Source organism: Microbacterium enclense (assembly GCF_004022425.1).
GTDB lineage: Bacteria > Actinomycetota > Actinomycetes > Actinomycetales > Microbacteriaceae > Microbacterium > Microbacterium enclense_A.
In genome coordinates this window covers 37178-61638 of the sequence record NZ_RBZY01000015.1, presented here as the reverse complement: position 1 = coordinate 61638, position 24461 = coordinate 37178, and the positions used below count along the sequence as shown (strand labels likewise).

The window sequence follows — 24461 nt, the reverse complement described above, 5'->3', positions numbered from 1 at the left end:
CGCGGGGAGTCTTCCGGACTCCCCGCGCCGCACCCGTTTCCCGGAGGAACCGTGGCCGAATCCCTCAGCATCACCGCCAGCACCGTCGACCCCGGACTCCTGCAGCTGCCGTGGTCGACGGGTCTCGCCGACTGGCCGAGTTCGCACATCGTGGCTCTCCCGAAGGGCATCTCGCGGCACCTGGTGCGCTTCGCGAACCTGTCCGGACGCGTCGTGGCCATCAAGGAGACCACCGAGGAGATGGCCCGGCGCGAGTACGACATGCTCGGCAACCTCGATCGCCTCGACGCGCCCTGCGTCGACCGAGTCGCCGTGATCGCGGGCCGGACCGACGCCTCCGGCCGCCCGCTTCCGGCGGCGCTCGTCACGGCGCACCTGAAGTTCTCGCTCCCCTACCGGGCGCTGTTCACGCAGGTGCTGCGACCGCACACCGCGACCCGTCTGGTCGACGCGCTGGCCGTGCTCCTTGTGCGACTGCACAACGTCGGCTTCTACTGGGGCGATGTGTCGCTGTCGAACACCCTCTTCCGGCGGGATGCGGGCGAATTCGCCGCGTACCTGGTCGATGCCGAGACGGGAGAGCTGCACGGCAACCGTCTGACCCGCGGCCAGCGCGCACACGACCTCGACATCGCGCGGACCAACATCGCCGGCGAGATCATGGACCTCGAGGCGGGCGGACGCCTGGAGGGCGGAGTGGATGCCATCGCGGTCGCCGACGGCCTCGTGTCGTCGTACCACTCACTGTGGGGCGCCCTCACCGACAAGGAGACGTTCGCCGTCGACGAGTCGTGGCGCATCACCGAGCGCGTCCACCGCCTCAACGCCCTCGGCTTCGACATCGGCGAGATGTCGATCAAGACGGCGAGCGACGGCACGCAGGTCTCGATCCAGCCGAAGGTCGTGGATGCCGGACACCACCAACGCCGTCTGCTGCGGCTGACCGGACTCGACGTCGAGGAGAACCAGGCCCGGCGCCTCCTCAACGATCTCGACGAGTTCCGCGCGCGCGTGTCGCGCCTCGGCGCCGACGAGGAGATGGTCGCCCACGAGTGGCTGACCCGCGTGTTCGAGCCGATCGTCATGGCGATCCCCTTCGACCTGCGCGCGAAGCTGGAACCCGCCGAGGTCTTCCACCAGGTGCTCGAACATCGCTGGTACATGTCGCAGGCGCGCGGTCGCTCCGTGCCGCTGGCCGAGGTTGTGACCTCCTACATCGACGACGTCCTGAGCCACCGTCGCGACGAGGCGACGGTCATGGGGCCGCCGACCGACACGATGTCACTCGCCACGATCTCGGACGCCTCGGCGCCGGAGACGGGCGAGGTGCCGACCACCGACACCGACGTCGTCGACTGGCGCGACCTGGTCTGACGCCGAACGAAGGCGCCGCCCCGGGAAGGGACGGCGCCGTCGTCGTTCGCGCGGTCAGTATCCGACGGCGAAGTGGTCGCGGGAGTGCGTCGGGTTCTCGATCTCGTCGAGCACGGCCACGGCGAAGTCCGCGCCCGAGATGAACGAGTTGCCGTCGGCATCCACGACGAGCACGTGGCCGCCATCGCGGTACGTGCCGGTGCGCTCCCCCGGCGCCCAGACGCCGAAGCCGCCCGCCGGGTGGACGTAGAACCAGTCACGGCCGGTGTCGTCGGCCTGCAGGTCTTCCAGGATGCCGATCGCTTCGGCCGCCTCGGGCTTGTAGTCGTCGGTGAAGCCCTCGGTGTCGATGAGGCGCGGGCCGCCCTCGGCGACGAGCGATCCGCCGGCGCCGCCGATGACCCCCAGGCGCACGTCCTCGGGGAGGACGGCGTTCAGCTGGGCGATCGCGGGGCGGAGCTTGCCCAGCATGTCGCCGCGGGGCGCGACGGCCGAGACGACGACGTCGACGCCCTCGAGCTCGGCGACGAGTCCGGGGACGTCGAGGACGGTGCCCTCGATGTACGTGGCCCCCTCCACTCGATCGTTCGGCACCGAACGGGCGACCGAGACGACGGTGTGGCCGCGGCGGACGGCCTCGGCGACGATGTGGCTACCGGCGTAGCCGGTTCCTCCGATGACGGCGATACGGGGCACGGACGTTCCTTTCCTCCGGTCCGCGATCCTCCGCGGACGTGTTCTCCCAGCGTGCCGGTTCCGGGCCGCGTCGCGAAGCGCGGAACCCCGGAACGGCACGATTCACAGGAGGATCTGCAGGGGGTTCTCGATCCGAGCCACGAACGCGGCCAGCCACTGAGCCGCGAGCGCCCCGTCGAGCACCCGGTGATCGGCCGAGAGCGTCACCGACATGACCGTCGCCGCGCCGAGCGACCCGTCCTCCTCGACCACCGGTCGCCTGGTCGCGGCTCCCACGGCGAGGATGCCGGCGTGCGGCGGGTTGATGATCGCCGAGAACGACGTCGTGCCGTACATGCCGAGGTTCGACACCGCGAACGAACCTCCCTCGAGCTCGTTCTGCTTCAGCCGCCCCTAGCGCGCCCGTCCGGCGAGGTCGCGGACGGTCGCGGCGAGCTCGCCGATCGACAAGCGGTCGGCCTCGCGCACCACCGGGGTGAGCAGTCCGCCCGGCACCGACACGGCGACGGCGATGTCGGCCGCGGAGAACCGGAGCGTGGCATCCGGGGTCCAGATCGCATTGGCCTCGGGAACGTCGCGCATCGCGCCCGCGACCGCCTTCACGACGAGGTCGTTGACCGAGATCCGCTGCTCGCGTCCCGCGTTGATCTGTGCGCGCAGGGCGAGCAGCGCGTCGACCCGGCAGTCGGCCTGCAGGTAGAAGTGCGGCACGGTGGCCTTCGACTCCGTCAGCCGCCGTGCGATGGCGCGACGCATGCCGGTGTGCGGCACGTCCTCGTACTCCGCCCCGGCGGGAGCCGAGGCGCTCGACGCGGCGGCTTCAGGAGCGGGTTCGGGATGCCGCTCCGCCTCCGACGGGGTCCAGGCCTCGAGGTCGCGCCGCACGATGCGTCCGCGCGGCCCCGACCCGGGGACCGCGGCGAGGTCGATGCCCCGCTCCGCCGCCAGCCGCCGCACGAGCGGCGAGGCGAAGAGTCGGCGCTCCTCGGCGGGCGGCTCGGCGGGAGCGGGAGCCGGGGCGGGAGTGGGAGTGGGAGCGGCGGCGGGGGCCGGCGCGGTGGGGGCGGCAGGCGCATCCGCCGCTTCCTCGGGCGCGGCGGCGACCTCGGCGTCGGACGGCGCAACGCTGGCGGGTGCGGGTGCTCCTCCGGCGGCGGCGAGCGCGGCATTTATGCTCTCCCCCTCCTCGGCGAGGACGGCGATGGGGACGCCCACGGCGGCGGCGTCACCGGCGGGGAGGAGAATTCCGGCCAGGATGCCGGCGCGCTCCGCCTCGTACTCGACCACCGCCTTCTCGGTCTCGATCTCGACGATCGCCTGCCCCGCGCGGACGGGGCTGCCGACCTCGACGAGCCAGCTCTGGATGGCCGCCTCGGCGGCACCCGTCGCGATCTCGGGCATGCGGACGACGACAGCCATCAGCGGATCCCTCCTGCCGCGCGCACGCGCTCGAGGCCTTCGACGACCTCTTCCGTGCGGGCGATCGCGGCGCGTTCGAGCACCTTGGAGATGCTGGGGCTCGCCTCTCCGCCCGTGACGCGTTCGACCGGCTGATCGAGCCAGTCGAAGAACCGGCGCTGGATCTCGTCGGCGAGCCACGCTCCGTAGGAGGGCCCGCGGGCGCCCTGCTCCACGATGAGCACCGCGTTGGTCTTGCGGATGCTCTCGCCGATGGTGTCCCAATCGAGCGACGCGCGGTCGAGCCAACGCAGGTCGATCACCTCGGCATCCGTTCCGGTCTGCTCGACCGCCTCGAGCGTGTGGCCGACCATCGACAGGTAGGTCAGCACCGTCACGTCGTTGCCCTCGCGTCGCACCGCGGCGCTCCCGGGCGGGATGACGTAGTCGAGGTCGGTGTCGGGGACCCGGTCGGGGGTTCCGTAGAGGTCGACGTGCTCGATGACGAGCACCGGGTCCTCGAGGGCGAGCGCGGCGTTCATGAGCCCGACGTAGTCGGCGGCGGTCGACGCGGCGACGATGCGCCATCCCGCCTGCGTCGCGAAGATGCCGGCCGGGTCCATCAGGTGCTGCGAGCCGTAGCCCGAGCCCATCGCGATCTTGGTGCGCAGGACGAGCGGCACGGTGTTGTTGTCGCCGAACATGTGCCGGGCCTTGCCGACCTGATTGAAGACCTGGTCGGCGGCAACCCACATGAAGTCGGGGTACATGAACTCCACGACGGGGCGGAACCGCCCGTCCATCGCGATGCCGCCGGCGGCGCCGAAGAAACCGTTCTCGCTGATCGGGGTGCCGATGACGCGGTCGGGACCGTACTTCTCGGCGAGCCCCTTGGTGGCGCCGTTCGTACCGCCGCCGAGGCGGTGCACGTCCTCGCCGAGGACGATGATGCGGGGGTCGCTCTCCATCCGCCGGTCCATCGTCTGCGCGACCGCGTCGACGAACTTCACGTCACGCCAGGCACCGGACCACTCCGTCGGCTCGGCCGCCTCGAGGGCGCCGAGTTCGGAGGCATCCCCCCGGATGCCGGTGTCCACCACGGCCGGGTCGGGCCACAGCTCCGGGCGGATGCGGCGTCGGCCGGGACGCTCGGGGTCAGCCTCGACCACGGCGGCGACCGACTGCGCGACGGCGGCCACGGCCTGCTCGCGGACCGCCTGCGCCTCGGCGTCATCGAGGAGGCCCAGTCGGCGCATCTCGGATGCCATCCGCTCCAGCGGATCGCGCGCGCGCCACTGGCCCTCCTCGTCTTTGGTGCGGTAGCCGAAGGCACTGCCGGGGTACGGGCCGTTCTGGTGGAAGAAGCGGTAGACCTCGGCCTCGACGATCGCCGGGCCCTCCCCTGCGCGCATGCGGTCGAGCGCTTCACCCGTCGCGAGGTGCACGGCGAGGGGGTCCATCCCGTCCACCCTCCACGCGGGGATCGAGAAGCCTTGGCCGCGCACGGAGAAGCGGGTGTCGGCGCTGGCCTCTTCGGCCCGGGTCGACACCGCGTAGAGGTTGTTCTCGATGAAGAACGCGACGGGGAGCTTCCACGTGGCCGCCAGGTTCATCGACTCGAGCACCGATCCGATCTGGCTCGACCCGTCGCCGAAGTAGTTGATCGAGACGTCGGACGTGCCGGCGTGCTTCTGCGCCCAGGCGTGGCCGGTGGCAAGCGGGGCGCCCCCGCCGACGATCGCGTTCGTGCCCAGCGCTCCGGCCTTGAGCCACTGCAGGTGCATCGAGCCGCCGCGGCCGCCCGAGAAGCCCGAGGCCAGCCCGAGGATCTCGGCGAGCGTGCGATCGAGCAGCGTCTGCACGTCCGGCGTCACGAGGGCGGCCGGGTCGAGCGCACCGCCGGAGACGTACGCGAGCGTCTTCGCGAGGAACTGGTGGTGTCCGCGGTGCGAGCCGTTCACGGCATCCTCGGGTCGAAGCGACACGATCGAGCCGACCGCGCCGCCCTCCTGACCGATGCTGGAGTGCGCGGGGCCGTGCACGAGGCCCGCGCCCGCCAGGTCGAGCACCGCCTCTTCGAAGGCCCGGATGAGATGCAGCTGGCCGAGCATCGTCCCGAGCAGTTCCGGGTCGGCCGCCTTCCAGTCGGCGGCCGTCGTCTCCAGCTGCACCCACTCGACTCCGGTGTTCAGCCGTTTCCGCTTGGCCATGTCGCTCCTCACGCGTCGTTGCGTCCACCTATACAGACCGTTCGCTCACACTGTACGATCCGATTGTCTCCAATACAAGACGTCGACGCCGCGAGATACTGTCGAGAGGTGTCTTCATCGGCACTAATGGATCCAATGAAGGATGCAACATGGGACTTCCGGGACTGCGCGGCAGCGACCACATCGGCTTCACCGTGCCCGATCTCGACGAGGCCGAGGCTTTCCTCGTGGGCGTCCTCGGCGCGGTGCCGGTGTACACGCTCCCCGGCCGCAGCGGAGAGGGCGACTGGATGACGCGGCAGCTCGGCGTGCACCCGCGGACGGCGATCCGTGAGATCCGGTTCTACCGCCTCGGCAACGGCACGAACCTCGAGGTCTTCGCCTATGACGCGGCCGACGGTCAGGCGCCTCCCCCGCGCAACAGCGACATCGGCGGCCATCACCTCGCCCTCTACGTCGACGATCTGGATGCCGCGGTCGCCCACCTGCACGCCCACGGCGTCGACGTCATGGGCGAGCCGGTCGTCAGCGGTTCCGCGTCGGCGGGCCAGCGGTGGATCTACTTCCGTGCCCCGTGGGGCATGCAGTTCGAACTCGTCAGCTACCCCGACGGCAAGGCCTACGAGCAGAATGCCGAGACGTTGCTGTGGCACCCCGCGAGGCCCGCCGAATGAGCGGCCCGCTCGCCGTCGCCCGCGACCACGGACGCGCCGGATCGGGGATCGCCGACACGCTGCGCGACGAGATCCTCCGTGGCATCCACCTGCCCGGAACCCGGATCCGACAGGAAGACCTCGCGGCCCGGCACACGACGAGCCGCATCCCGGTGCGCGAGGCGCTGCGCATCCTGCAAGCCGAGGGACTCGTGACGCTCGTCGCCAACTCGGGCGCGTGGGTGTCGCGTCTTACCCTCGCCGAGTGCGAGGAGCTCTACCTCGTGCGCGAGCGCATCGAACCCGTGCTGCTCGGGATGAGCGCTCCCCTGCTCTCCGCGGCCGATCTCGACGCTCTCGACGCGCTCGCCACGCGCATGGAGCACGCCGATGCCGAGGACTTCCTGCGCGATGACCGGGAGTTCCACTTCGCCACCTACGCGCCGGCGCGCACGGTGATGCTCGGTGACACGGTCGTGGGCCTGTGGAACCGGACGCACCACTACCGCCGCGCCTTCGTCACGGCGGCGCACGCCAGGCACGACGGCACCGCGCACCTCGACCACCGACTGCTCGTCGCCGCCCTCCGCCGCGGCGACGCCGAGGAGGCCGCCCACGTGCTCGCGCGGCACATCCGGCGCACGCGCATCGAGCTGGAGCGGCATCCCGAGATCTTCGGCGAGAGCGGAGCACACTGAGGGAACGTTGGAACTCAGAGGCGTGGAGCAGGACCGCTGCAGCTACCAGGGCGCGCAGTCGTCGACCTGCCTGCGCTATTGGATACCCGAGTCGGCCTGACCATGAGATTCGCGTCCGATCTATGAGTCGCGCCGGATCCGATTCAGGATGTCGGGATCGTGGAGCTCCTGGAGCCAGATATCGCGCACACGATTGGCGCTGCGGCGGTTTGGCACCCGGGCGATGACCGCTCCCGCTTCGGAGTCATACATGATCGACTGCCGAAGGCCGCGGGAGCCACGTAACGCCACTGCACGGCGAAGTGTCTGTTCCACTTCCTCGGTCGAGGGGAGATCGAACTCGTCAGGGCTGAGGGATGCGGCGAGGTGATTCCACTCGTCGAAAGTGACTTCGTAGGCGCCACCGTCCCAGGCCTCCGAGATACGAATGATTTCCGCCGGTTTGGAGACCGGGCTCACCGACCAGGTGAGCCCCAGTTCCTTCGCCCTACGAATCAGGGCGGGATCCAGGGCAGGGGTTCCCCATGCATGCACACCGCTGTGGTCCAGGGCGAGCAGCCTTTCCGGCTCCTCCAGTTTGGTGACAAAGGCCATCTGCACCTCTCTCAAGGACGGCAGCTGCCTCAGCCCCTCCACACCCGTCACACGTTTGCACAGGCGCAAGGACAAATTCTCCAGCGAGATGAGTTCCGGCAAGGTGTTCAGGTCGACGTGACGAGCTCTCTCGACCTGGAGGGTACGAAGTCCGCTCGAGTTCTCGAGAATCTTCGCATCGAAGCGCGCGACGTCGAGGACCGCGTATGCCACGGCAGGCCCCGTGCGGATGCCGTCAGGCAAACTATTGCCCATGTAATGGAGGTCCTCCAGCCGCGGCAGCCCAAATCCGCTGAGGAACGCAGTCTCACCGGTCACGAGCTTGCGCAGCTCGATCAAGCCGGAGACATCGATCACGCCGTCGACACCGACGAACGGCGTCATGAGACACCTGAGCGATGAAGCCTCCTCAACCCGTTCGAGGTGGCCCGTCCCTTCAGCCGCCGGAGAGCACACGAGGGCGGTGATGTACCGGATGTCGGAACCGAGCCACTCGAGATCGAAGTACGACCCCCACGCGACCCCCACCCCCATTCTCGCCGCCTCCCGCACCTCGTCCAACGAGGGAGATCCTCCCGGAGTCCACCCGTCCGGGAGGCGCATCACGATGCCCCCAAAATCCTGACTGGGAAGCTCAAACGGGTCCCAAAGGAGCTCGATGACGCTGTCCGGAAGACCACGCAGCCTGGAAACAAGGGACTCGAGAGAGAACATCTCTTCGTCGCCAGGTACATTCATCGGAGCATTCATCCTGACAACCCCAAATCCATCCCAGGCAAAATACCTCCTCGCATGAGACTCCTCTCCAGCCGAGTGGGACCCGCGGCATCCAGAATGGTCGAGCAGGCGACGCCGGGCGCCACGGCTGTGACCTGAAGAGCCCTGGGTCTTATGGAGACTCGCGCTATTCGATTCCCACCAGCTAATCGTGGTCAGCATAGAGCGGGTACTCGAACTCGACTGGCGGGAAGTCGCCGATGTAGCCGAGGAGCCGCCCTGCGTCGTGCCCGCGCACCGGGCCGAGCGTCGCTAATTCGACGGCGATCTGCCGGAGATCCACAGCGAAAGAGCCCCCGACGACCCTTCAGGCGACAGGGGTTCCAACGGGACTTACCCGACCAGGGCCTCAGGTGATGCGCCACCCGCGGTCGACGTAGAGGTTGGTCGCCGAGACACCCTCGTTGTGGAGCAGGAACCGGGTGGCATCCACGACGTCGCGCATCGTCGCGAGCTCGCCGCCCGGGGTGCGGGAGGAGTAGCCCTCGAGGACTCCCGCGGGCTTCCCGGCCCAGAACGGGCTGTCGCCGATGATGCCCGGATGCAGCGCGTTCACGCGCAGCGGGGCGAGTTCGAGCGCGAGCGCCGTGGTGAGCCCCTCGACGCCGCCGTTGATGGTCGAGACCGTGATCGACCCGGGGTACGGCGCGTCCTTCGCGCGGCCGCCGAACAGCACGATGCCGGTCGAGCGCTGCGGCACGAGCCGGTCCAGCAGCGTGTGCACGGTCTCGGTGTACCCCACGAGCTTGAGGGTCACCAGGCGCCGGGCGCGGGCGATGTCGTAGTCGCGCACGGTGTTCGCGTCGCGCTCGATCGCGGCGAGCACGAGGCCGTCGAGTTCGCCGACGTCGGCGAGCGCGGGCGCGATGTCTTCCGGCTCCGAGATGTCCACCGAGATGCCGCGGACGTTCGGCCCGATCTCGCGGGCGATCGCCTCCGCCGCCACCGCGTCACGGCCCGTGAGCGTGACCTCGTGACCGTCGGCGGCGAGCGAGGTGACGATCTCCCGTCCGATCCCCGATGTGCCCCCGACCACCAGATACCTGCGGCTCATGCCGCACCTCCCTCTCGTTCTTCTGCGGATGCCGGCAGGAGACCCCGCCGGGTGACTTCGGCGGCCGCGCCCCAGTCGAGGCGGGCGAGGTCGGGCTCGGCCAGTGCGCGCTCGAACACCGCGGTGAGCGCGGCGAGGGTCGGCAGATGCGTGCCGGTCTCCCCCGCGATCTCGGCGCTCAGCCGCAGATCCTTGTACCCGAGGGCCACGTCGAACCCCGGCGGGTCGTAGGACTGCCGGGCGATCATGCCCCCGTAGCCGCTGTACACGACACCGGCGAACAGCGTCGAGGTCAGGATCTCGATGAACAGGGTCGGGTCGACGCCCCGCGCCTCCACGAGGGCGACCGATTCCCCCATCGCCTGGATGGCGTGGATGATGTCGTAGTTCACCGCGATCTTGACGGCGTTCGCGGTCGACGGCTCCTCACCGAGCGGCCACAGGCGCGCGGCAAACAGGTGCAGGAACGGCTCGACCTCGGCGACGTCGCCGGGCGCGCCCGCGACCAGGACGTTGAGCTTGCCCTCCGCCGCGACGGTGGGGCGCCCGAGGACTGGAGCGGCGACGTAGCGCGCCCCGGCCGCCGCGAACCTCCGCTGCAGCTCCCCCGCCCCGGCGGGACTGATCGACGCCATGTTCACGTGGACCCCGCCCGACGCGGATGCCACGGACTCGGCATCCAGGACGGAGAGCGCCGCGGAGTCGTCGGCGAGCATCGAGAACGACACCGGCTGCGCGAGCGCCTCGCCGGGCGTCGCGCGGGCCACGGCGCCGGCTGCCACGAGCTCGTCCACCGGACCCCGCGAACGGTTCCAGACGTGCACATCGTGACCGGCGTCGACGAGGCGACGGGCGAGCGCCGCCCCCATCGAGCCGAGGCCCAGGAAACCGACCGACGCCATCACGCCTCCCCGCGGCCCCACGTCGTGTTCAGGTGCGATTGCGAGTCGCGCTGATTGTTCAGCGGGCCGCCGACCGCGATGTACCGGGGACCGGCGATCAGCAGCTCTTCGGCGGGGAACTTCGTGATGACCTCGCACCCGGTCGCGGTGACCACGACCTCCTCCTCGATGCGCGCGGCGCCCCAGCCATCCGCGGAGGGCCAGTACGTCTCGAGGGCGAAGACCATGCCCTCCTTGAGCTCCTCGGGGTGCTCGAACGAGACGAGCCGCGAGAAGATCGGCTTCTCCCAGATCGACAGGCCGACGCCGTGGCCGTACTGCAGGGCGAACGCCGCTTCCTCATCGGCGAAGCCGAACTCCTGCGCCGTCGGCCACACCGAGACGATGTCGGCGGTCGTGGCGCCGGGGCGCACGAGGGCGATCGCGCGGTCCATGTATTCGCGGGCCCGGGTGTAGGCATCCTTCTGCTTCGTGCTCGCGGATCCCACCGCGAAGGTGCGGTAGTAGCACGTGCGGTAGCCGTTCCAGCTGTGCAGGATGTCGAAGAACGCGGGGTCGCCGGGCCGGATCAGGCGGTCCGAGAACACGTGCGGGTGCGGGGAGCAGCGCTCGCCCGAGATCGCGTTGACGCCCTCGACGTACTCGGACCCGAGGTCGTACAGCGTCTTGGCGACGAGTCCCACGGCCTCGTTCTCGCGAACGCCGGGACGCAGGAAGCGGTACAGGTCCTCGTACGCCGCGTCCACCATCGAGGCCGCCTGCGTCAGGAGCCGGATCTCGTCGTTCGTCTTGATGCGCCGGGCCTCCATGAAGACCTGCTGGCCGTCGACGACCCGGATGCCGACCTTCTGCAGGGCGAAGAGGATCGGGAGCTCGATGACGTCCACGCCGAGCGGCTGGTCGGCGACGCCGAACTTCTCGAGCTCCCGCTTGATCTTGCGCGCCACCTCCTCCGCGATCCCGGCATCCGGCGGGAAGGCTCCGCGAAGCGTCGAGATGCCCGCCCGTGCACCCGACTCGAGCCGCGGACGCTTGGTGCCCTCGTGCGGCGCGTGAGGATCGGCATCCATCTCGGACGAGGTGACATCCAGCCACGGGTTGTACAGCGCGTGGTGCTTGGCCGCCGAACCGAAGTCCCACGAGATCGGGTCGGTGTTGCGGGTGAGCAGGCTGAAGCGGATCAGCTTGTCCATCGCCCACGTGCCGATGTGCGTCGCGGTCATGTAGCGGATGTTGGAGAAGTCGAACGCGAGCACCGCACCGAGTTCGGAGCGCTCCAGCTCCGCCTTCACGCGCGCGAGACGCTCGTCGCGGAGGCGGTCGAAGTCGACGCGCGCCTCCCAATCGACACCGTTGGTGCCGGTGGTTCCGGTGTTCTTCATGATGGCCTTTCCGAGAGGTCTGAGGGTTCCGAAGGGGATGCCGATGCGGTGGCGGCTCAGCCGGGCCGCACTCCCGGTGAGCGACCGCGCCGCACGAGCGCCACGACGAGCGGGACGACGGCGGCGAAGAGGACGAACGCGCCCTGCAGCCAGTACTGCCACGACAGTCCCAGCGACAGGAACGCCAGCGCGCTCGTCACCGTCTGCAGCAGCAGCCCGGCGGCGGCGACCGCCAGAGCCGAGCCCGAGCCGCCGAAGATGCTCGCCCCGGCGATCACGACCGCCGTCACGGAGGTGAGGGTGAGCGCTTGCGCGGCATTCGCGTCGCCGATGCCCGAGCGCGAGTACACCGCGAGGCCGGCGACGGCGGCGAGAAGACCGGCCGTCACGGAGGCGAGAAGGCGGGTCCGCGGAACCAGGACGCCCATGCGGTTGGCCTTCACCGGGTCGGATCCGGCCGCGCGCAGGGCGCGACCGCCGCGCGTGCGCTGGATGACGAACCACATCGCGACGGCGACCGCCACGGCGAGCGCGAGAATCAGGGGCACGCCGGCGACCGCGAGACCGAGGGTCGTGAGGACGTCGGCACGGGCCGAACCGCCGGGACTCGGCCGCAGGACCTGCGCGACGCCGAGCACCGCGATCGAGCTGACCAGCGTCGCGATGACGGGCGGGAGAGACAGGCGCGTGACGAGCAGACCGTTGATCCACCCGACCGCGGCCCCCGCGGCGAGCGCGAGAACGACGCCGATGAGGAAGAAGCCGAGACCCTGCTGCGCGAAGAACGACAGGATCACCGCCGACAGCGCCGTCACCGAGCCGATGCTCAGGTCGATGCCGCCGGTCATCACGACCACGAGCTGCGCGAGTCCCACGAAGATGAGCACGCTCGTCGCCGCGAGCAGCTGACTGATGCTCAGGGGGCTGAGGAACGCCGATGACACGAACGAGGTCACGATCGACAGAGCGACGGCGAGCCCGAGCAGGACGACGGCCTGCGTCTCCCCCGCGAGGATGCCGCGCGAGCGCCGACGGGCGTTCTTCGCGACCTCGACGGCGGCCGTCTCGTGCGACAGCACGGCCGCTCCCGTGATGGCACGCTCGTCGACGTCGTCGCCGACGAGGGTCGCCTGGACGCGGCCGCGCGAGAACACCACGACCCGGTCGCACAGGCCCTCGAGCTCCACGGCATCCGTCGACAGCACGACGACCGCGACGCCCGAGGCGGCGAGTTCGCGCAGGAAGGCGTAGATGTCCACGCGCGCGCCGGCGTCGACGCCCTGCGTCGGGTCCTCGACGAGGAGCACCTTCGGGTCGCCGAGGCGCCCGCGGGCCAACAGGACCTTCTGCTGGTTGCCACCGGAGAGCGCCGAGACCGACACCTCGAAATGGGGTGTCTTCACGGCGAGCCCGGCGACGCCCTCGCGCGTCAGCTCGTACTCACGGCTGCGACGGACGAAACCGCCGGGCATCGCGGCGCGCAGGGCTCCGGCGACGGCGTTCTCGCGGATCGACATCTTTCCGAACATCGCCTCGCCGATGCGGTCGCCGGGGAGGAACACCACACCCGCGGACGCCGCCGAGCGGCGCGAGCGCGCGGAGATCTCCCGGCCGTTCACCAGGACGCGGCCGGACGTCGAACCGCCGCCCGCGATCCCGCGCAGGACGCGACGCTGCCCATTGCCCTCCACGCCGGCGAGACCGATGATCTGGCCCGGGTACACCGAGAACGAGACGTTGTCGTAGCCGGGGCCGCTGAGTTCCAGGACCTCGAGCGCGGGAATCGCGTCCGCCGCCGGCGCGGCGGGCTTGTCGGGGAACGTGGTCTCCAACGACCGACCGACGATGAGCTCCACCACCTGATCCGCGGTGAAGTCGGCGACCAGGCCGCGTCCGACGACACGGCCGTCGCGCAGCACGGTGAGGTCGTCGCCGATCTCCATCACCTCGGGGATCCGGTGAGTGATGTAGACGATGGCGACGCCCTGCTCGAGCAGGCCCCGCACCTGCCCGAACAACCACGCGGTCTCCTCAGGGCCCAGCGCCTCCGTCGGCTCGTCGAGCACGAGCACGCGAGGATCGGATGCCAGGGCGGCGGCGATCTCCACGAGGTGCGCCTCGCGCAGCGACAGCGACGACACGAGAGCGTGCGGATCGATCTTCAGGGAGAGCCGCTCGAAGTGCGCCGTAACCCAGGCGGCCGCCGAGCGGCGGGAGGGGCGTTTGCTCTCGGGGAGCAGCAACAGCACGGCATCCACCACGCTCAACGAGGGAGCGAGCGCGGGGATCTGGTACACGATGGCGAGCCCGGCCTCCCGCGCCTCGGCGGGACGGATGCGATCGAACTCGCGCCCGGCGAGGCCGATGGTGCCGCTATCCGGCACCACCGACCCGGCCGCGATCCCCACGAGCGTGGACTTCCCGGCGCCGTTCTCGCCCAGCACGGCGTGCACGCGACCGGCGGCGATGTCGACCGATACCGCGTCCAACGCGGTGACACCGGGGTAGGTCTTGGTAATGCCCGAGAGGGTGAGGGCGGATGCCACGGTCGTGGGGGTCCCGTTCATCAGCCGAAGAGCTTCGTGATCTCGTCGGCGGTCAACAGCGTCGAGGGCGTCGCGTCCGAGGGAGCCGACGAAAGGCACGCCTCGTCCGGGGTGATGGCCCCGGCCGTGGAGCCCGTGGAGTCCTCGAAGAGCGCGAGCTCGTACAACGAGGGCTCGGCATCCGACGTCCCGAACTTCGCGGCCAGCGCCTTGCGCAGTGCCACGCGGCCGATCCAGGTGCGAGACGAGACGGTCGCCAGCTCGTACTGCGGGTTCTTCGCCTTGAGGTCAGAGAAGCCGCAGCTCAGGGAGTTGTCGTCGGTCGAGGTGAGGATGGGCAGCGGCTGACCCGCGGCCTCGTAGGCGCGGATGACCCCCGACGCCGAGGCGCCGTAGTCGGCGATGATCGCGTCGATGGGCTGGCCCTGCGAGAGGACGCCCGCCATCGCCTGCTGCGCCTGCGCCGGATCCCAGTTGGTCCAGATCGGCTCGGAGTTGACGAGCGTGATCTGCGGGTTGGCGTCGAAGACCTCCTTGGCGCCGGCGAACTCCTGCGTCGAGACGAGGGCTCCTGAGGGGCCACCGAAGAACACGACGTTCCCGCCCGCGTCGCCCAACTGGTCGACGATCCACTGCGCCTTGGACTTCCCGACGAACGCGGGGATCTGGTCGGTGTAGTCGAGGTAGTCCGTGCCGGCGGTGCCCTGCGGGTCGGACGCGAAGTTCACCACGATCGACCCGGCCTGGGTGGCCTGGCGGATCGCGGGCAGGTGCGCCTCGCCGGGACCGGCGTCGGGGATGACGAGGATGATGTCGGTGCCCTTCGCGGCGAGGCTGGTGATGCCCGATGTCGTGGCCTCGAGGTCGCCGCGACCGGCGATGAACTCGACGCCCGAGATCGCGGCGCACTTGGCCGCTTCGCTCTCGATCTCGGCCAGCACGGTCTTCGACCAGGTGTTCGTGCCGTACCCGTCCACGACGCCGACCGAGACCTGCTCGCCATCGGCGGGGCAGATGTCCGAGATGTCGGCGAACTGGTCCATGGTGCCGGTGCTTCCGGCCGCGATGTCGGCGGTGAGGTTGTTGGCGTCGTCGGTGCCGCCGCCGGCGCTGTTGGTCGACGAACAGCCGGCGAGCACGAGCGCGCCGAGAGCGATGACGGCGAGACCGGCTCGCCGTGCGGGTGCTGTGGGGATCATGGGGGTACTCCTCTTCGAGTGGGTGATCGGGTATGCAGGGTCGGGTCAGGGCGCGACGAACCGCCCGTCGACCCGGGCGGGTCGCGGTGGGCGAGAGGCCGCTGTCAGCCTCCGGGTCGCCGTCGCATGAGGTTCCGGATGCGGGAGGTGGTGCCGCCCAGCTGCAGCTGGGCGACGATGCCGACGCCGATGATCAGCGCCTGCACGATGTTCTGCACGGCGGTGGCCTGCGTGAACGTCTGCACCAGCTGGGTGAGCTGGGCCAGGAAGAGCGCGCCCAGGGCGGTGCCCACGACGCTGCCGCGGCCACCGGTGAGGGCGGTGCCGCCGAGGACGACCGCCGCGATGGACGGCAGGAGGTAGTCCTCCCCCGCCGTCAGCGTCGGCGTGCGCAGGAGCCCGGCGAGGAGAACGCCGCCGACGGCGGCGAGTCCGGCCGACAGCACGTAGGCGGTGATCGTGTATCCGCGCGTGCCGATCCCGAGGTTCGCGGCGCTGCGAGGGTTCTCGCCGACGAGCTCGAACCGACGGCCGAGGCGCGTGAGCTTGAGCACGACGTGGGCGGCCACGGTGAGCGCGAGAGCGAAGAAGACCAGGACCGGGATGCCGCCCCACCGGCTGAGAGCGAATTGGTTGAGCGCATCGGGACTCTGCGTGGCGAACCCGCCCGACAGCGCCTGGACCGTGCCGATCATGAGTGCGTTGACGGCAATCGTGACGACGAGCGGGGGGAGACCGAACAGCGTGATCACGAGACCGCTCGCCAAACCGAACGCGGCGGTGGCGAGGATCGCCGCGGTGATCGCCGCGGGGAGTCCGAGGGCGTCGTCGCCTCCGAAGCGGGCGACGATCAGGGCGCCGAGCGTCACGGCACCGGGGATCGACAGATCGAGGCCGCCCTGCTGGATGACGAGGGTCTGGCCGATCGCGACGATCGCGATGAGCGCCGCGAACGGCAGCATCGACACGATCGCGGTGGGCCCGACGCTCCCCGGGGCGATCAGCGGGCTGATGAGGAACAGCGCCGCGACCGCGATGAGCGCCCGGGTGCCCGGCCACGCCAGCACCATCCGCGCCGTGGGACCGTGGTCCTTCGGCGCGAGGCGTGCCGGCGCGGCGAGGTCGGTCATGCCGTCACCAGCGCGGGGTGCCACGTACCGTCGAGACGCGCCTCGGGCATCTCCCCGAGGAGATAGCTGCGGGAGGCCTCGGCATCCGCCTTCAGCCGCGCGATGTCCACGCCTACGAGCACGCCGTCCTTCTTCACCCGGCGTCCCTGGACGAACACGTCCCGGACGAGACCGGGGTGCGCCGAGTAGACGAGGCTGCCGATGGGGTTGTTCAACGGGGTCAGGGCGAGCGAGCGGTCATCGAGCACGACGATGTCGGCCGCTTTGCCCACCGCGATCGAGCCCGTGGTATCGGCGAGGCCCGCGGCGTGCGCGCCGTCGATCGTGGCGAACTGCACGACGTCGGCGCACGTGAGGCTGATGCGCTCGAGCACCACGCCCGTGTCGACCGACGGGGCGTTGTCGAGAGCGCGCTGCATGCCGATCGCGGTGCGCATCGTGGCGAACATGTCGCCGCCGTTCGAGCTGCACACGTCGATCGAGAAGGTGGGGCGGATACCGGCGCGCAGCAGTCGGCCGGTGGCGGGGAACCCGTGGCCCATCTGCATCTCGACGTCGGGCGCGACCGAGGCGGTGCCGCCGCTGTCGGCGATGAGCGCGAGCTCGTCGTCGCCGAGGGTGCAGCAGTGCACGTAGGTGATGCGGTCGGACAGCAGGCCGTCGGCGTGCATCTTGCGGATCGGGCCGGACTTGCCCCAGTAGCCGTCGCCGGCGTGCATCGTGACGCGGAGGTCCAGGTCGGCGGCGAGACGGAAGTCGGCGACGTTGACCTCCGGGGTCACGAACTGCGGGCCGCGGAGCGCGAGCGCCATGGTGACCAATCCGTCTCCCGAGGAGAAGTGCTCGTCGCGCACGCGACGCGCGTCCTGCGGGTGCGGGTTCGCCGACGGCAGGATCCCCCACTGCTCGGCTCCGCCGCCGTGGGCGAAGACGGCGCGCATCCCGGTGTCCTTCAGCGCCGCGACCGCGGCGTCGGCGTGCTCCGGGGTGGCGAGGTTGTGCGACCAGTCGACGAGCGTGGTGATGCCGGAGTCGAGCGCCTCGAGCGCGCCGAGGTAGTTGCCGGTGTAGGTGTCCTCGGGACGGAAGTGCTTGCTGAGCCCGGTGTGCAGGCCCGCGAGGTACTCGGTCAGCGACCAGTCGGACGCGAGGTTGCGCACGACCGACTGCCACGTGTGACGGTGGGTGTCGACGAAGCCCGGGTGCACGATGCGGCCGCGGACGTCGATGACCTCGGCGTCGCCGGCATCCAGGCCCTGTCCGATGGCCTCGATCGTTCCGTCCGCGCCGATCAGGATGTCGGTGTCGGTGAGGACCTCGCCGGGGCGGACGGCCGTGATGACGGTCCCTCCCCGCAGCAGCGTGCGCGTGCTCATGTGGTGGTGACTCCCTCGTCGAACCGGAGCGTCATCGCGCCGGTGGTGTTCGTTGATTGGATGCTAGAAAGCAGGACTGAACGTGTCAAGTATTTGTTATCACTGTGCAACCGAACGTCCAGCACCGGTGAAAATCAGGCGCGTTCGCGGTACAGCGGGATGTCGATCGGCGGCTGCGGAATGAACGCCCCCGCGCCGCCCATGCGGTCGTAGAGGGCCTCGTGCGACCGCTCGAGCGTCGCCCTCGCCGCTGCGACGTCCACGTGGGTGAGGACACCCCCGCACTTGACGATGCGACCGTCCACGAAGACGGTGTCGATGCAGCCGGCGTGCGCCTGGGACACCACCGCTCCCGACGGGTCGGCGCGGTTCCATCCGACCTGGCTGATGCCAGACATGTCGACGAGCACGATGTCGGCGCGCTTGCCCACCGTCAACGAGCCGACGAGATGGTCGACACCGGCCGCCCGCGCCCCGTTCAGCGTCGCCCAGCGCAGGGCGTCCTTCGTCGTCCACGCCATCGTCTGCGGTGCCCTCATCGCGGCGTACCCCGGCTCGTCGGCACGGTACCGCGTGGCCTGGAGAACGAGACGGCTGTGCGAGACCATGTCGCCGCCGTTCCCCGAGACGCAGTCGATGCCGAGACTCGGACCGGCCGTGTGGGCCGTGGCCTCGGCGATCGCCGGATACCCCATGCCCATCTGCATCTCGGTCTCGGCGCAGACCGACACCGTGACGCCGCTGTCGTCCAGCAGGTCCCACTCGTGCGGGGTGTTGAAGGTGCAGTGGACGAGCAGAAGGTCGTCGGCGAGCAGCCCGTGGGCGTGCAGCACCTCGACGTCCTGGAAGAGCTGCCGCACCATGACCTGGTTGGCGTGGAAGGTGATGCGCGCCCCGAGTTCCCGGGCGAGGCGGAACTCTGCGGCCACGTCGGCGACGGGCGCGATCGCGAGCTCCTGCGGAGCGATACCGAAACGCAGCAGCTGGTCGCCGCTGGAGAAGTACTCCCCACGGATCTCACGCGCTAACCGGGCGCGGGTGGCCAGGGCGGACGGATCCGACCCGACCTCGGATCCCCCGCGCGACTGACTCCAGGTGTTCGTCGTGATCGGGGTCAGTCCGTGAGCGTAGAGCGCCCGGATGCCGGCATCCCGGAGGCCCGTCACGGCCGCGTGCGCGCCGTCCGGGTCGAGGATGTTGTGGCAGTAGTCCACGATCGTGGTGATGCCGGAGTTGAGGGCGTCGAGCGCACCGACATAGTTGCCGGCGTACATGTCCTCGGCGCGGTAGAGGGGCGCCATGTGCAGCCGGATGCCACGGAGGTAGTCGGGGATGTTCCCGTCCGCCAGGATGCCGCGCAGCGCGGTCTGCCACGTGTGCCGGTGCGTGTCGACCATCCCCGGGATGGCGATCTTGTCGCGTCCGTCGATGACCTCTCCGTCGAAGGACGCGTCGTCGACGGCGATGTCCGCGCGGATGCCGCGGATGACGCCGTCCTCGATGAGGATGTCGGTGCGGGCGAGGTCGCCCAGCTCCGGGTCGACGGTGGCCGCCGCCACGTTGCGGATGAGTGTGCGCATGGTCGCTCCCTCGCGATCCGATCGGGTCCTCATCGACCCGACGTTGTGCTGAACTAGACACGACTGTACAGTCGCTCTCAGATTTGTAAAGCAAGAGCGAACGCGTCGGAGTCGAGGAGGACCCATGACACGAACCACCCCCCGAATCGCCGTGCTTGGCACCGGGGCCCAGGGCGCGAGCGTCGGCGCGGACCTCCTCCGCGCCGGTCTCGACGTCACCTACATCGAGCAGTGGCCGGCGCACGTCGAGGCCATGCGGGCACGCGGCATCGAGGTGCGCCTCCCGGACGAGACGCACGTCACGCCCGTCCACCCGCTCCACCTGTGCGAGGTCGCGACCCTCCGCGAGCCGTTCGACATCGTCTTCATCGTCGTCAAGGCCTACGACACCCGCTGGGTCGCGGAGCTCATCGCCCCCCACGTCGCCGAGGACGGCCTCGTCGTGGGGCTGCAGAACGGGATGACACAGGATGCCATCGCCGCCGCCGTGGGCGCGCACCGCACGATGGGCGCGGTGATCGAGGTGGCATCCAATATGTTCGAGCCCGGCATCGTGAACCGTCAGACCCCGGTCTCGGGCTCGTGGTTCGCGGTGGGCGCCTACGACGACGCCGCGCGCGGACGCGAGTCAGAGGTGCAGGCCGTGCTTTCGCACACGGGCCGCGTCGACATCTCGCCCGACATCCGCTCGTCGAAGTGGATGAAGCTCGTCGCCAACGCCGGCGAACTCGTGCCCTCCGCGATCCTGGATCTTCCGCTCGCCTCGGCCGTCGCCCTCCCCGGCGTGCACGATTTCATGATCGAGTGCGGCAAGGAGGCCGCGCGAGCGGCGCTTGCCGACGGCAGCCGTCTCGTTCCGATCTTCGGCCTGTCCGACGACGCCGTGACCGACCCCGACCGTTACGCCGCCGATCTGCTGGGCGCGGTTCTCGACAGCTTCTCCCTCCCCGACACCAACACGACCGTTCTGCAGGACTGGATGAAGGGCCGTCACGCCGAGTACGAGGAGGTGAACGGCCTCATCGTCTCGGTTCTCGCCGCGGCGGGGCAGGAGGCGCCGTTCAACGCACACACGGTTCGGCTCGCGAAAGAGATCGAAGCCGGCCGGATGCCCCGGTCCGCGACCAACGTCGACGCCCTCCTGGACGTCCCCGGACGGGCGTGAGGCCCATCCGTGTTCAGGCGCGGCGCACGGGATGTGTGCGAAGCGGCCGGTAGCGTTGTCTCCCGACGAACGCTCTCCCGATGATCGGGTTCACGTCCGTCGGACGAGGAGGCGCCGACATGACCGACGACATCGGCGGCAGGCTGCGCGACGCGCGGCTGCAGCAGGGCATGAGTCTGCGCAGCGTCGCGAGCGCCCTGGGGGTGTCCGCGAGCCTCATCTCGCAGGTGGAGACCGGAAAGACGCAACCGTCGGTGTCGACGCTGTACGCCATGGTGACGCACCTCGGCATCTCCATCGATGAGCTGCTCGGAGTCTCCCCCACCCCGCCGGTGGGCGCGGCGGCTCCGGTGCCCGAGCCGCTCACGGCGAACGCCACGGTCCAGCACTCGGCCGAGAACGCGGTCCTCGACATGGAGAACGGCGTGCGCTGGGAGCGTCTCGCGGCCGGTGCCGGTCCCGCCGACGCTCTCCTCGTGACGTACCAGCCCGGGGCATCGAGCTCCATCGAGGGCAAGATGATGCGCCACGCCGGCATGGAGTACGCCTACCTGCTCGAGGGCGAGCTGACGCTGCGCCTCGAGTTCGACACCTTCACGTTGCGCCCGGGCGACAGCCTCCACTTCGACTCCGTCCGCCCGCACCTCTACGTGAACGAGAGCGGAGCGATCGCCCGGGGCATCTGGTTCGTCGTGGGACGCCGAGAGCACAACCAGGCGATGCCCTCGGCGGGGAACCACCTCGCTGCGCCGCGCGAGACGATCGGGTCGGCGGTCGACGTCCTCCGGGCGATGGACGACCTCGACCGCTGACCCCTCGCCGGGGTCGGTCCGTCAGTCCGACGCGGTGGAACCGTGGCGGGCGACCCGCCGACGCGTCGCGGTCGGATCGATCACGGTCTTGATCTGCCGGGAACCGCCCCGCGTGAGCGGCTCGAGAGCGCCGTCCGCCACCTCCTCGAGGGGCAGCACCTCGTCGGCGACGTCGGTCCAGTCACCCCGGGCGGCCAGCAACTCCACGGCGCGGGGAAGATCCGCGGCGATCGCGTGCGCCACGGTGCCGACGATCGTGTACTCGCGCAGAGTCCACGCGCCCAGCGGCACGGGGACGTCCTCGCGCTGGATGCCGACGGGCACGAGCACCGCTCCCAGGAGCGCCGCAGCGACGATCTCGTCCCAGCCCGCGCGCGAACCGGTCACCTCGAACAGCACGTCGGCCTCGCGCCCCGACGCCGAGAGCTCGGCCACGACGGAGTCCTCCCCCGCGAGCAGCGTGCGCTCGGCGCCGAGGTCGCGCGCGAGCGCCAGACGCGCCGGGGACCGGTCGACCGCGAGCACGCGCGCGCCGACGGAGGCGGCGGCGTACGTGAGGAAGGCGCCGATCCCGCCGACCCCCAGGACCACGGCATCCTGGCCCGCCTTCAGACCGCTTCGCGAGACGGCGTGCACGGCGATGGCCATGGGCTGCGCGAGCGCGAGAGTGTCCGAGCCAAGGCCCGACGCGCTGACGTCGAGGAGCGTCGCGGCAGGCACGCGAACGTACTCCGCGAGCCCGCCGTCGACCTGGAGTCCGGCCGTGCGATACCGGCGGCAGAGGTTCGTGCGACCGGTGAGGCACGGCTTGCACTCGCCGCACGAGATGCCGGCGCCGCAGACGACCTGGGCGCCGAGGGGCAGGTCGACGTCGTCACCGACCGCCTCGACGGTGCCCGTGAACTCGTGCCCGAGCACAACCGGCAGGTGCGTGAGGACCGGACCGCGGGAGTACTCCGTGGCATCCGATCCGCACACCCCGCACCCGGTCACCCGGACGAGCGCCTCGCCGGGTCCGGGGACGGGGACGGGGCGGTCCTCGATCCGCAGGTCGCCCACGCCGTGGAGGACGGCCGCGCGCATTCGCGTCACAGGGCGGCCCCGTCCGGCACCGCGAGCTGCACGGCCTGGCGCGACTCGATCATGCGCGAGAGATGAGCCTCGTACACGGCGGCGTGCGCGGGCGAATCGAGGTACGCCGCGAGGGCGTCCTCGTCTGCGACGAGCGCGACGACGGCGTAGTCCGCGGGGCTCGGGCGCAGGCGCAGGTTCACGCCGCAGCGGTACCCGCTCAGCATCGGAAGAGCGGATGCCATCTCCTCCAACGCCGCGGTGAGCGCCTCGACGTCCTCCTCCCCGACCTCGGGCCTCCAGGTGAACAGTGCGGCGTGCAGGATCATGGGGTCCTCTCAGTCGGACGAACGGGCCACGACGCGCGCGTCCCCCTCGGTGTAGCGGTACGGGTTCTCGATCTCCTCGTCGACGGGGATCTCGGGGTGCATGCCCTCTTCCCACGCCTGCTCGCCCAGCTTCGAGCGCACGTACTCGACCGACGCGGCGACCTTGTCGCGGATGGGCGCGAGCGGAAGTCCGATGCGCTTCCCCTCGTACTTGACGACCTTGCCGTCCACGACCACGGTGTGGACGTCGGCCGTGCCGGCCTGGTAGACGACATGCGCGTAGGGGTGGAGGATCGGCGTCATCGCGGGCGACTCGTCGTTCTTGATGAGCACGATGTCGGCCCGTTTTCCGGGGGTGAGCGAGCCGATCCGGTCCTCGAGTCCGATCGAGCGCGCGCCGCCCATCGTCGCCATGCGCAGCACGTCCTCGGCGCGCAAGCGGTTCGCGACGATCGTCTCGCCGCGCGCGTGCGCCTCGAGGTGGTCGCGGGACCGGTCCGCGCTGAGGGTGGCGCGCATGGCCGAGAAGAAGTCGGCGCTCCACCACACGCTCGTGTCCATGGACAGGGATGCCGGGATCCCGTGCCGACGGATCGCCCACGTCGAGGGATACCCCTGGCCCGCGCTCTGCTCCGACTCCGTCGCGACCGAGACGGTGCCGCCGGTGGCGGCGATCTTCTGGTAGCTCTGCTCGTTGAGGGAGGCCGAGTGCACGTAGGTGATCTCCGGCGTCATGAAGCCGGCCTCGTACATCTGGGTGATCGCGGTGTCGGTGGTCGCGCCCCACACCCCCGCGTGCGTGGTGACCCGAACCCCCAGGTCGCGCGCGGCTTCGAACGCGCCGCGCTCGGGGAAGTCGGAGGCGCCCGGGACGTCGAAGGCCAGCTGCAGTGTGAGCATGTCGTCGAACGAGGAGAAGTTCTTCGACACGAAGTCGCGGAACTCCGGGGCGTTGGCCCACTCCCACGGCGCCCCGAGGTAATTGCCGTATCCCAGGACGAACCTCCCGGGGATCTCGCGCAACGCCTGCAGCGCGGCCTCGCCGTACTCCGGTGTGCGGAGGCCGTGCGACCAGTCGAGCGTGGTCGTGACACCCGTGTCGACGGATTCGAGGGCGCTGAGGAGGTTGCCGGCGTAGACGTCCTCGGGACGGAACACCTCGCCCCAGTTGAGGTAGTAGAAGACGAAGTACTGGCTGAGCGCCCAGTCGCCGCCGTAGCCGCGCAGGGCGGACTGCCACATATGGCGGTGGGTGTCGACGAAGCCGGGGGTGACGATGCCACCGGTGGCGTCGATCTCGAGCGTGCCCTCGGGCACCTCCAGGCGATGGCCGACCGCGGCGATGTCGCGGCCGATCACGAGGACATCGGCGTCGTCCAGGACCCCCTGCTCATCCATGGTGATGACGGTGGCGTTGCGGAAGACGAACGGGCGGTCCGCCGAGAACTGCTCGGCGGCGGGTGTGGTGTCTGTCATGGCCTTCTCCCCATCGAGAATGTTCGTTCCTGATTTACA

General features: G+C 70.2%; 19 protein-coding genes and 1 pseudogene. 5 read left to right on the top strand and 15 right to left on the bottom strand.

Going from position 1 to position 24461, the window contains the following annotated elements:
• Positions 1-51: 51 nt before the first annotated feature.
• Positions 52-1374, top strand: a complete 1323-nt coding sequence (locus tag D8Y23_RS05785; RefSeq protein ID WP_128217215.1) for a DUF4032 domain-containing protein — start codon at positions 52-54, stop codon at positions 1372-1374.
• A gap of 54 nt (positions 1375-1428) precedes the next feature.
• Here D8Y23_RS05785 and D8Y23_RS05780 read toward each other — a convergent pair whose 3' ends face one another.
• From D8Y23_RS05780 to D8Y23_RS05770, 3 genes and pseudogenes are all read right to left on the bottom strand, one after another.
• On the bottom strand, positions 1429-2070 hold the full coding sequence (locus tag D8Y23_RS05780; RefSeq protein WP_128217214.1) for an NAD(P)-dependent oxidoreductase: 642 nt from the start codon (positions 2068-2070) through the stop codon (positions 1429-1431).
• A gap of 102 nt (positions 2071-2172) precedes the next feature.
• A pseudogene (locus D8Y23_RS05775) lies at positions 2173-3471 on the bottom strand (2-oxo acid dehydrogenase subunit E2).
• A 17-nt stretch (positions 3472-3488) separates the two neighbouring features.
• Positions 3489-5678: an alpha-ketoacid dehydrogenase subunit alpha/beta gene (locus tag D8Y23_RS05770; protein ID WP_128217213.1), complete on the bottom strand. Its 2190-nt coding sequence runs from the start codon at positions 5676-5678 to the stop codon at positions 3489-3491.
• A 149-nt stretch (positions 5679-5827) separates the two neighbouring features.
• On the opposite strand from D8Y23_RS05770, the gene D8Y23_RS05765 reads away from it, so the two are divergent.
• Both D8Y23_RS05765 and D8Y23_RS05760 read left to right on the top strand, forming a co-directional pair.
• The gene (locus tag D8Y23_RS05765; protein ID WP_128217212.1) at positions 5828-6352 is read left to right on the top strand and encodes a VOC family protein; all 525 of its coding nucleotides are present in this window, start codon (positions 5828-5830) and stop codon (positions 6350-6352) included.
• Positions 6349-7029, top strand: coding sequence for a GntR family transcriptional regulator (locus D8Y23_RS05760; RefSeq protein ID WP_128217211.1), 681 nt, complete (start codon positions 6349-6351; stop codon positions 7027-7029). Before D8Y23_RS05765 ends, D8Y23_RS05760 begins: the two co-directional genes overlap by 4 nt.
• Positions 7030-7149: 120 nt before the next feature.
• Here D8Y23_RS05760 and D8Y23_RS05755 read toward each other — a convergent pair whose 3' ends face one another.
• The 9 genes from D8Y23_RS05755 to D8Y23_RS05715 all read right to left on the bottom strand — a co-directional run bounded on the left by D8Y23_RS05755 (position 7150) and on the right by D8Y23_RS05715 (position 19569).
• Positions 7150-8373: a hypothetical protein gene (locus D8Y23_RS05755; protein ID WP_128217210.1), complete on the bottom strand. Its 1224-nt coding sequence runs from the start codon at positions 8371-8373 to the stop codon at positions 7150-7152.
• Between the two features lie 376 nt (positions 8374-8749).
• The gene (locus D8Y23_RS05750) at positions 8750-9454 is read right to left on the bottom strand and encodes an SDR family NAD(P)-dependent oxidoreductase (RefSeq protein WP_128217209.1); all 705 of its coding nucleotides are present in this window, start codon (positions 9452-9454) and stop codon (positions 8750-8752) included.
• A complete protein-coding gene (locus D8Y23_RS05745; RefSeq protein WP_128217208.1) occupies positions 9451-10356 on the bottom strand; it encodes an NAD(P)-dependent oxidoreductase in 906 nt (301 codons plus the stop codon). The genes D8Y23_RS05750 and D8Y23_RS05745 overlap by 4 nt, the downstream gene beginning before the upstream one ends.
• Positions 10356-11738 (bottom strand): M24 family metallopeptidase, encoded by a 1383-nt coding sequence (locus D8Y23_RS05740; RefSeq protein ID WP_128217207.1) that lies wholly within the window; start codon positions 11736-11738, stop codon positions 10356-10358. The genes D8Y23_RS05745 and D8Y23_RS05740 overlap by 1 nt, the downstream gene beginning before the upstream one ends.
• 56 nt (positions 11739-11794) lie before the next feature.
• On the bottom strand, positions 11795-14305 hold the full coding sequence (locus tag D8Y23_RS05735; protein ID WP_128217206.1) for an ATP-binding cassette domain-containing protein: 2511 nt from the start codon (positions 14303-14305) through the stop codon (positions 11795-11797).
• Positions 14305-15483 (bottom strand): substrate-binding domain-containing protein, encoded by a 1179-nt coding sequence (locus D8Y23_RS05730; RefSeq protein ID WP_128217205.1) that lies wholly within the window; start codon positions 15481-15483, stop codon positions 14305-14307. The genes D8Y23_RS05735 and D8Y23_RS05730 overlap by 1 nt, the downstream gene beginning before the upstream one ends.
• Before the next feature lie 104 nt (positions 15484-15587).
• Complete coding sequence (locus tag D8Y23_RS05725; protein WP_128217204.1) at positions 15588-16613, bottom strand: ABC transporter permease; 1026 nt, start codon at positions 16611-16613, stop codon at positions 15588-15590.
• Positions 16610-17989, bottom strand: coding sequence for an amidohydrolase family protein (locus tag D8Y23_RS05720; RefSeq protein WP_128217203.1), 1380 nt, complete (start codon positions 17987-17989; stop codon positions 16610-16612). Before D8Y23_RS05720 ends, D8Y23_RS05725 begins: the two co-directional genes overlap by 4 nt.
• 134 nt (positions 17990-18123) lie before the next feature.
• A complete protein-coding gene (locus tag D8Y23_RS05715) occupies positions 18124-19569 on the bottom strand; it encodes an amidohydrolase family protein (protein WP_128217202.1) in 1446 nt (481 codons plus the stop codon).
• 124 nt (positions 19570-19693) lie between these two features.
• Here D8Y23_RS05715 and D8Y23_RS05710 point away from each other — a divergent pair, with 124 nt between their 5' ends.
• Together D8Y23_RS05710 and D8Y23_RS05705 are read left to right on the top strand one after the other, a co-directional pair.
• Entirely contained in the window at positions 19694-20734 is a 1041-nt protein-coding gene (locus tag D8Y23_RS05710) for a ketopantoate reductase family protein (protein ID WP_128217201.1), read from the top strand.
• Positions 20735-20853: 119 nt separating this feature from the next.
• On the top strand, positions 20854-21546 hold the full coding sequence (locus D8Y23_RS05705) for a helix-turn-helix domain-containing protein (protein ID WP_240663803.1): 693 nt from the start codon (positions 20854-20856) through the stop codon (positions 21544-21546).
• Positions 21547-21567: 21 nt separating this feature from the next.
• Here D8Y23_RS05705 and D8Y23_RS05700 read toward each other — a convergent pair whose 3' ends face one another.
• From D8Y23_RS05700 to D8Y23_RS05690, 3 genes are read right to left on the bottom strand one after another with little or no spacing between them, the layout of a single operon-like run.
• Positions 21568-22629 (bottom strand): zinc-dependent alcohol dehydrogenase, encoded by a 1062-nt coding sequence (locus D8Y23_RS05700; protein WP_240663804.1) that lies wholly within the window; start codon positions 22627-22629, stop codon positions 21568-21570.
• Positions 22630-22634: 5 nt separating this feature from the next.
• Positions 22635-22946, bottom strand: coding sequence for a Dabb family protein (locus tag D8Y23_RS05695; RefSeq protein WP_128217198.1), 312 nt, complete (start codon positions 22944-22946; stop codon positions 22635-22637).
• Positions 22947-22955: 9 nt separating this feature from the next.
• The gene (locus D8Y23_RS05690; RefSeq protein ID WP_128217197.1) at positions 22956-24422 is read right to left on the bottom strand and encodes an amidohydrolase family protein; all 1467 of its coding nucleotides are present in this window, start codon (positions 24420-24422) and stop codon (positions 22956-22958) included.
• Between the last annotated feature and the right edge of the window lie 39 nt (positions 24423-24461).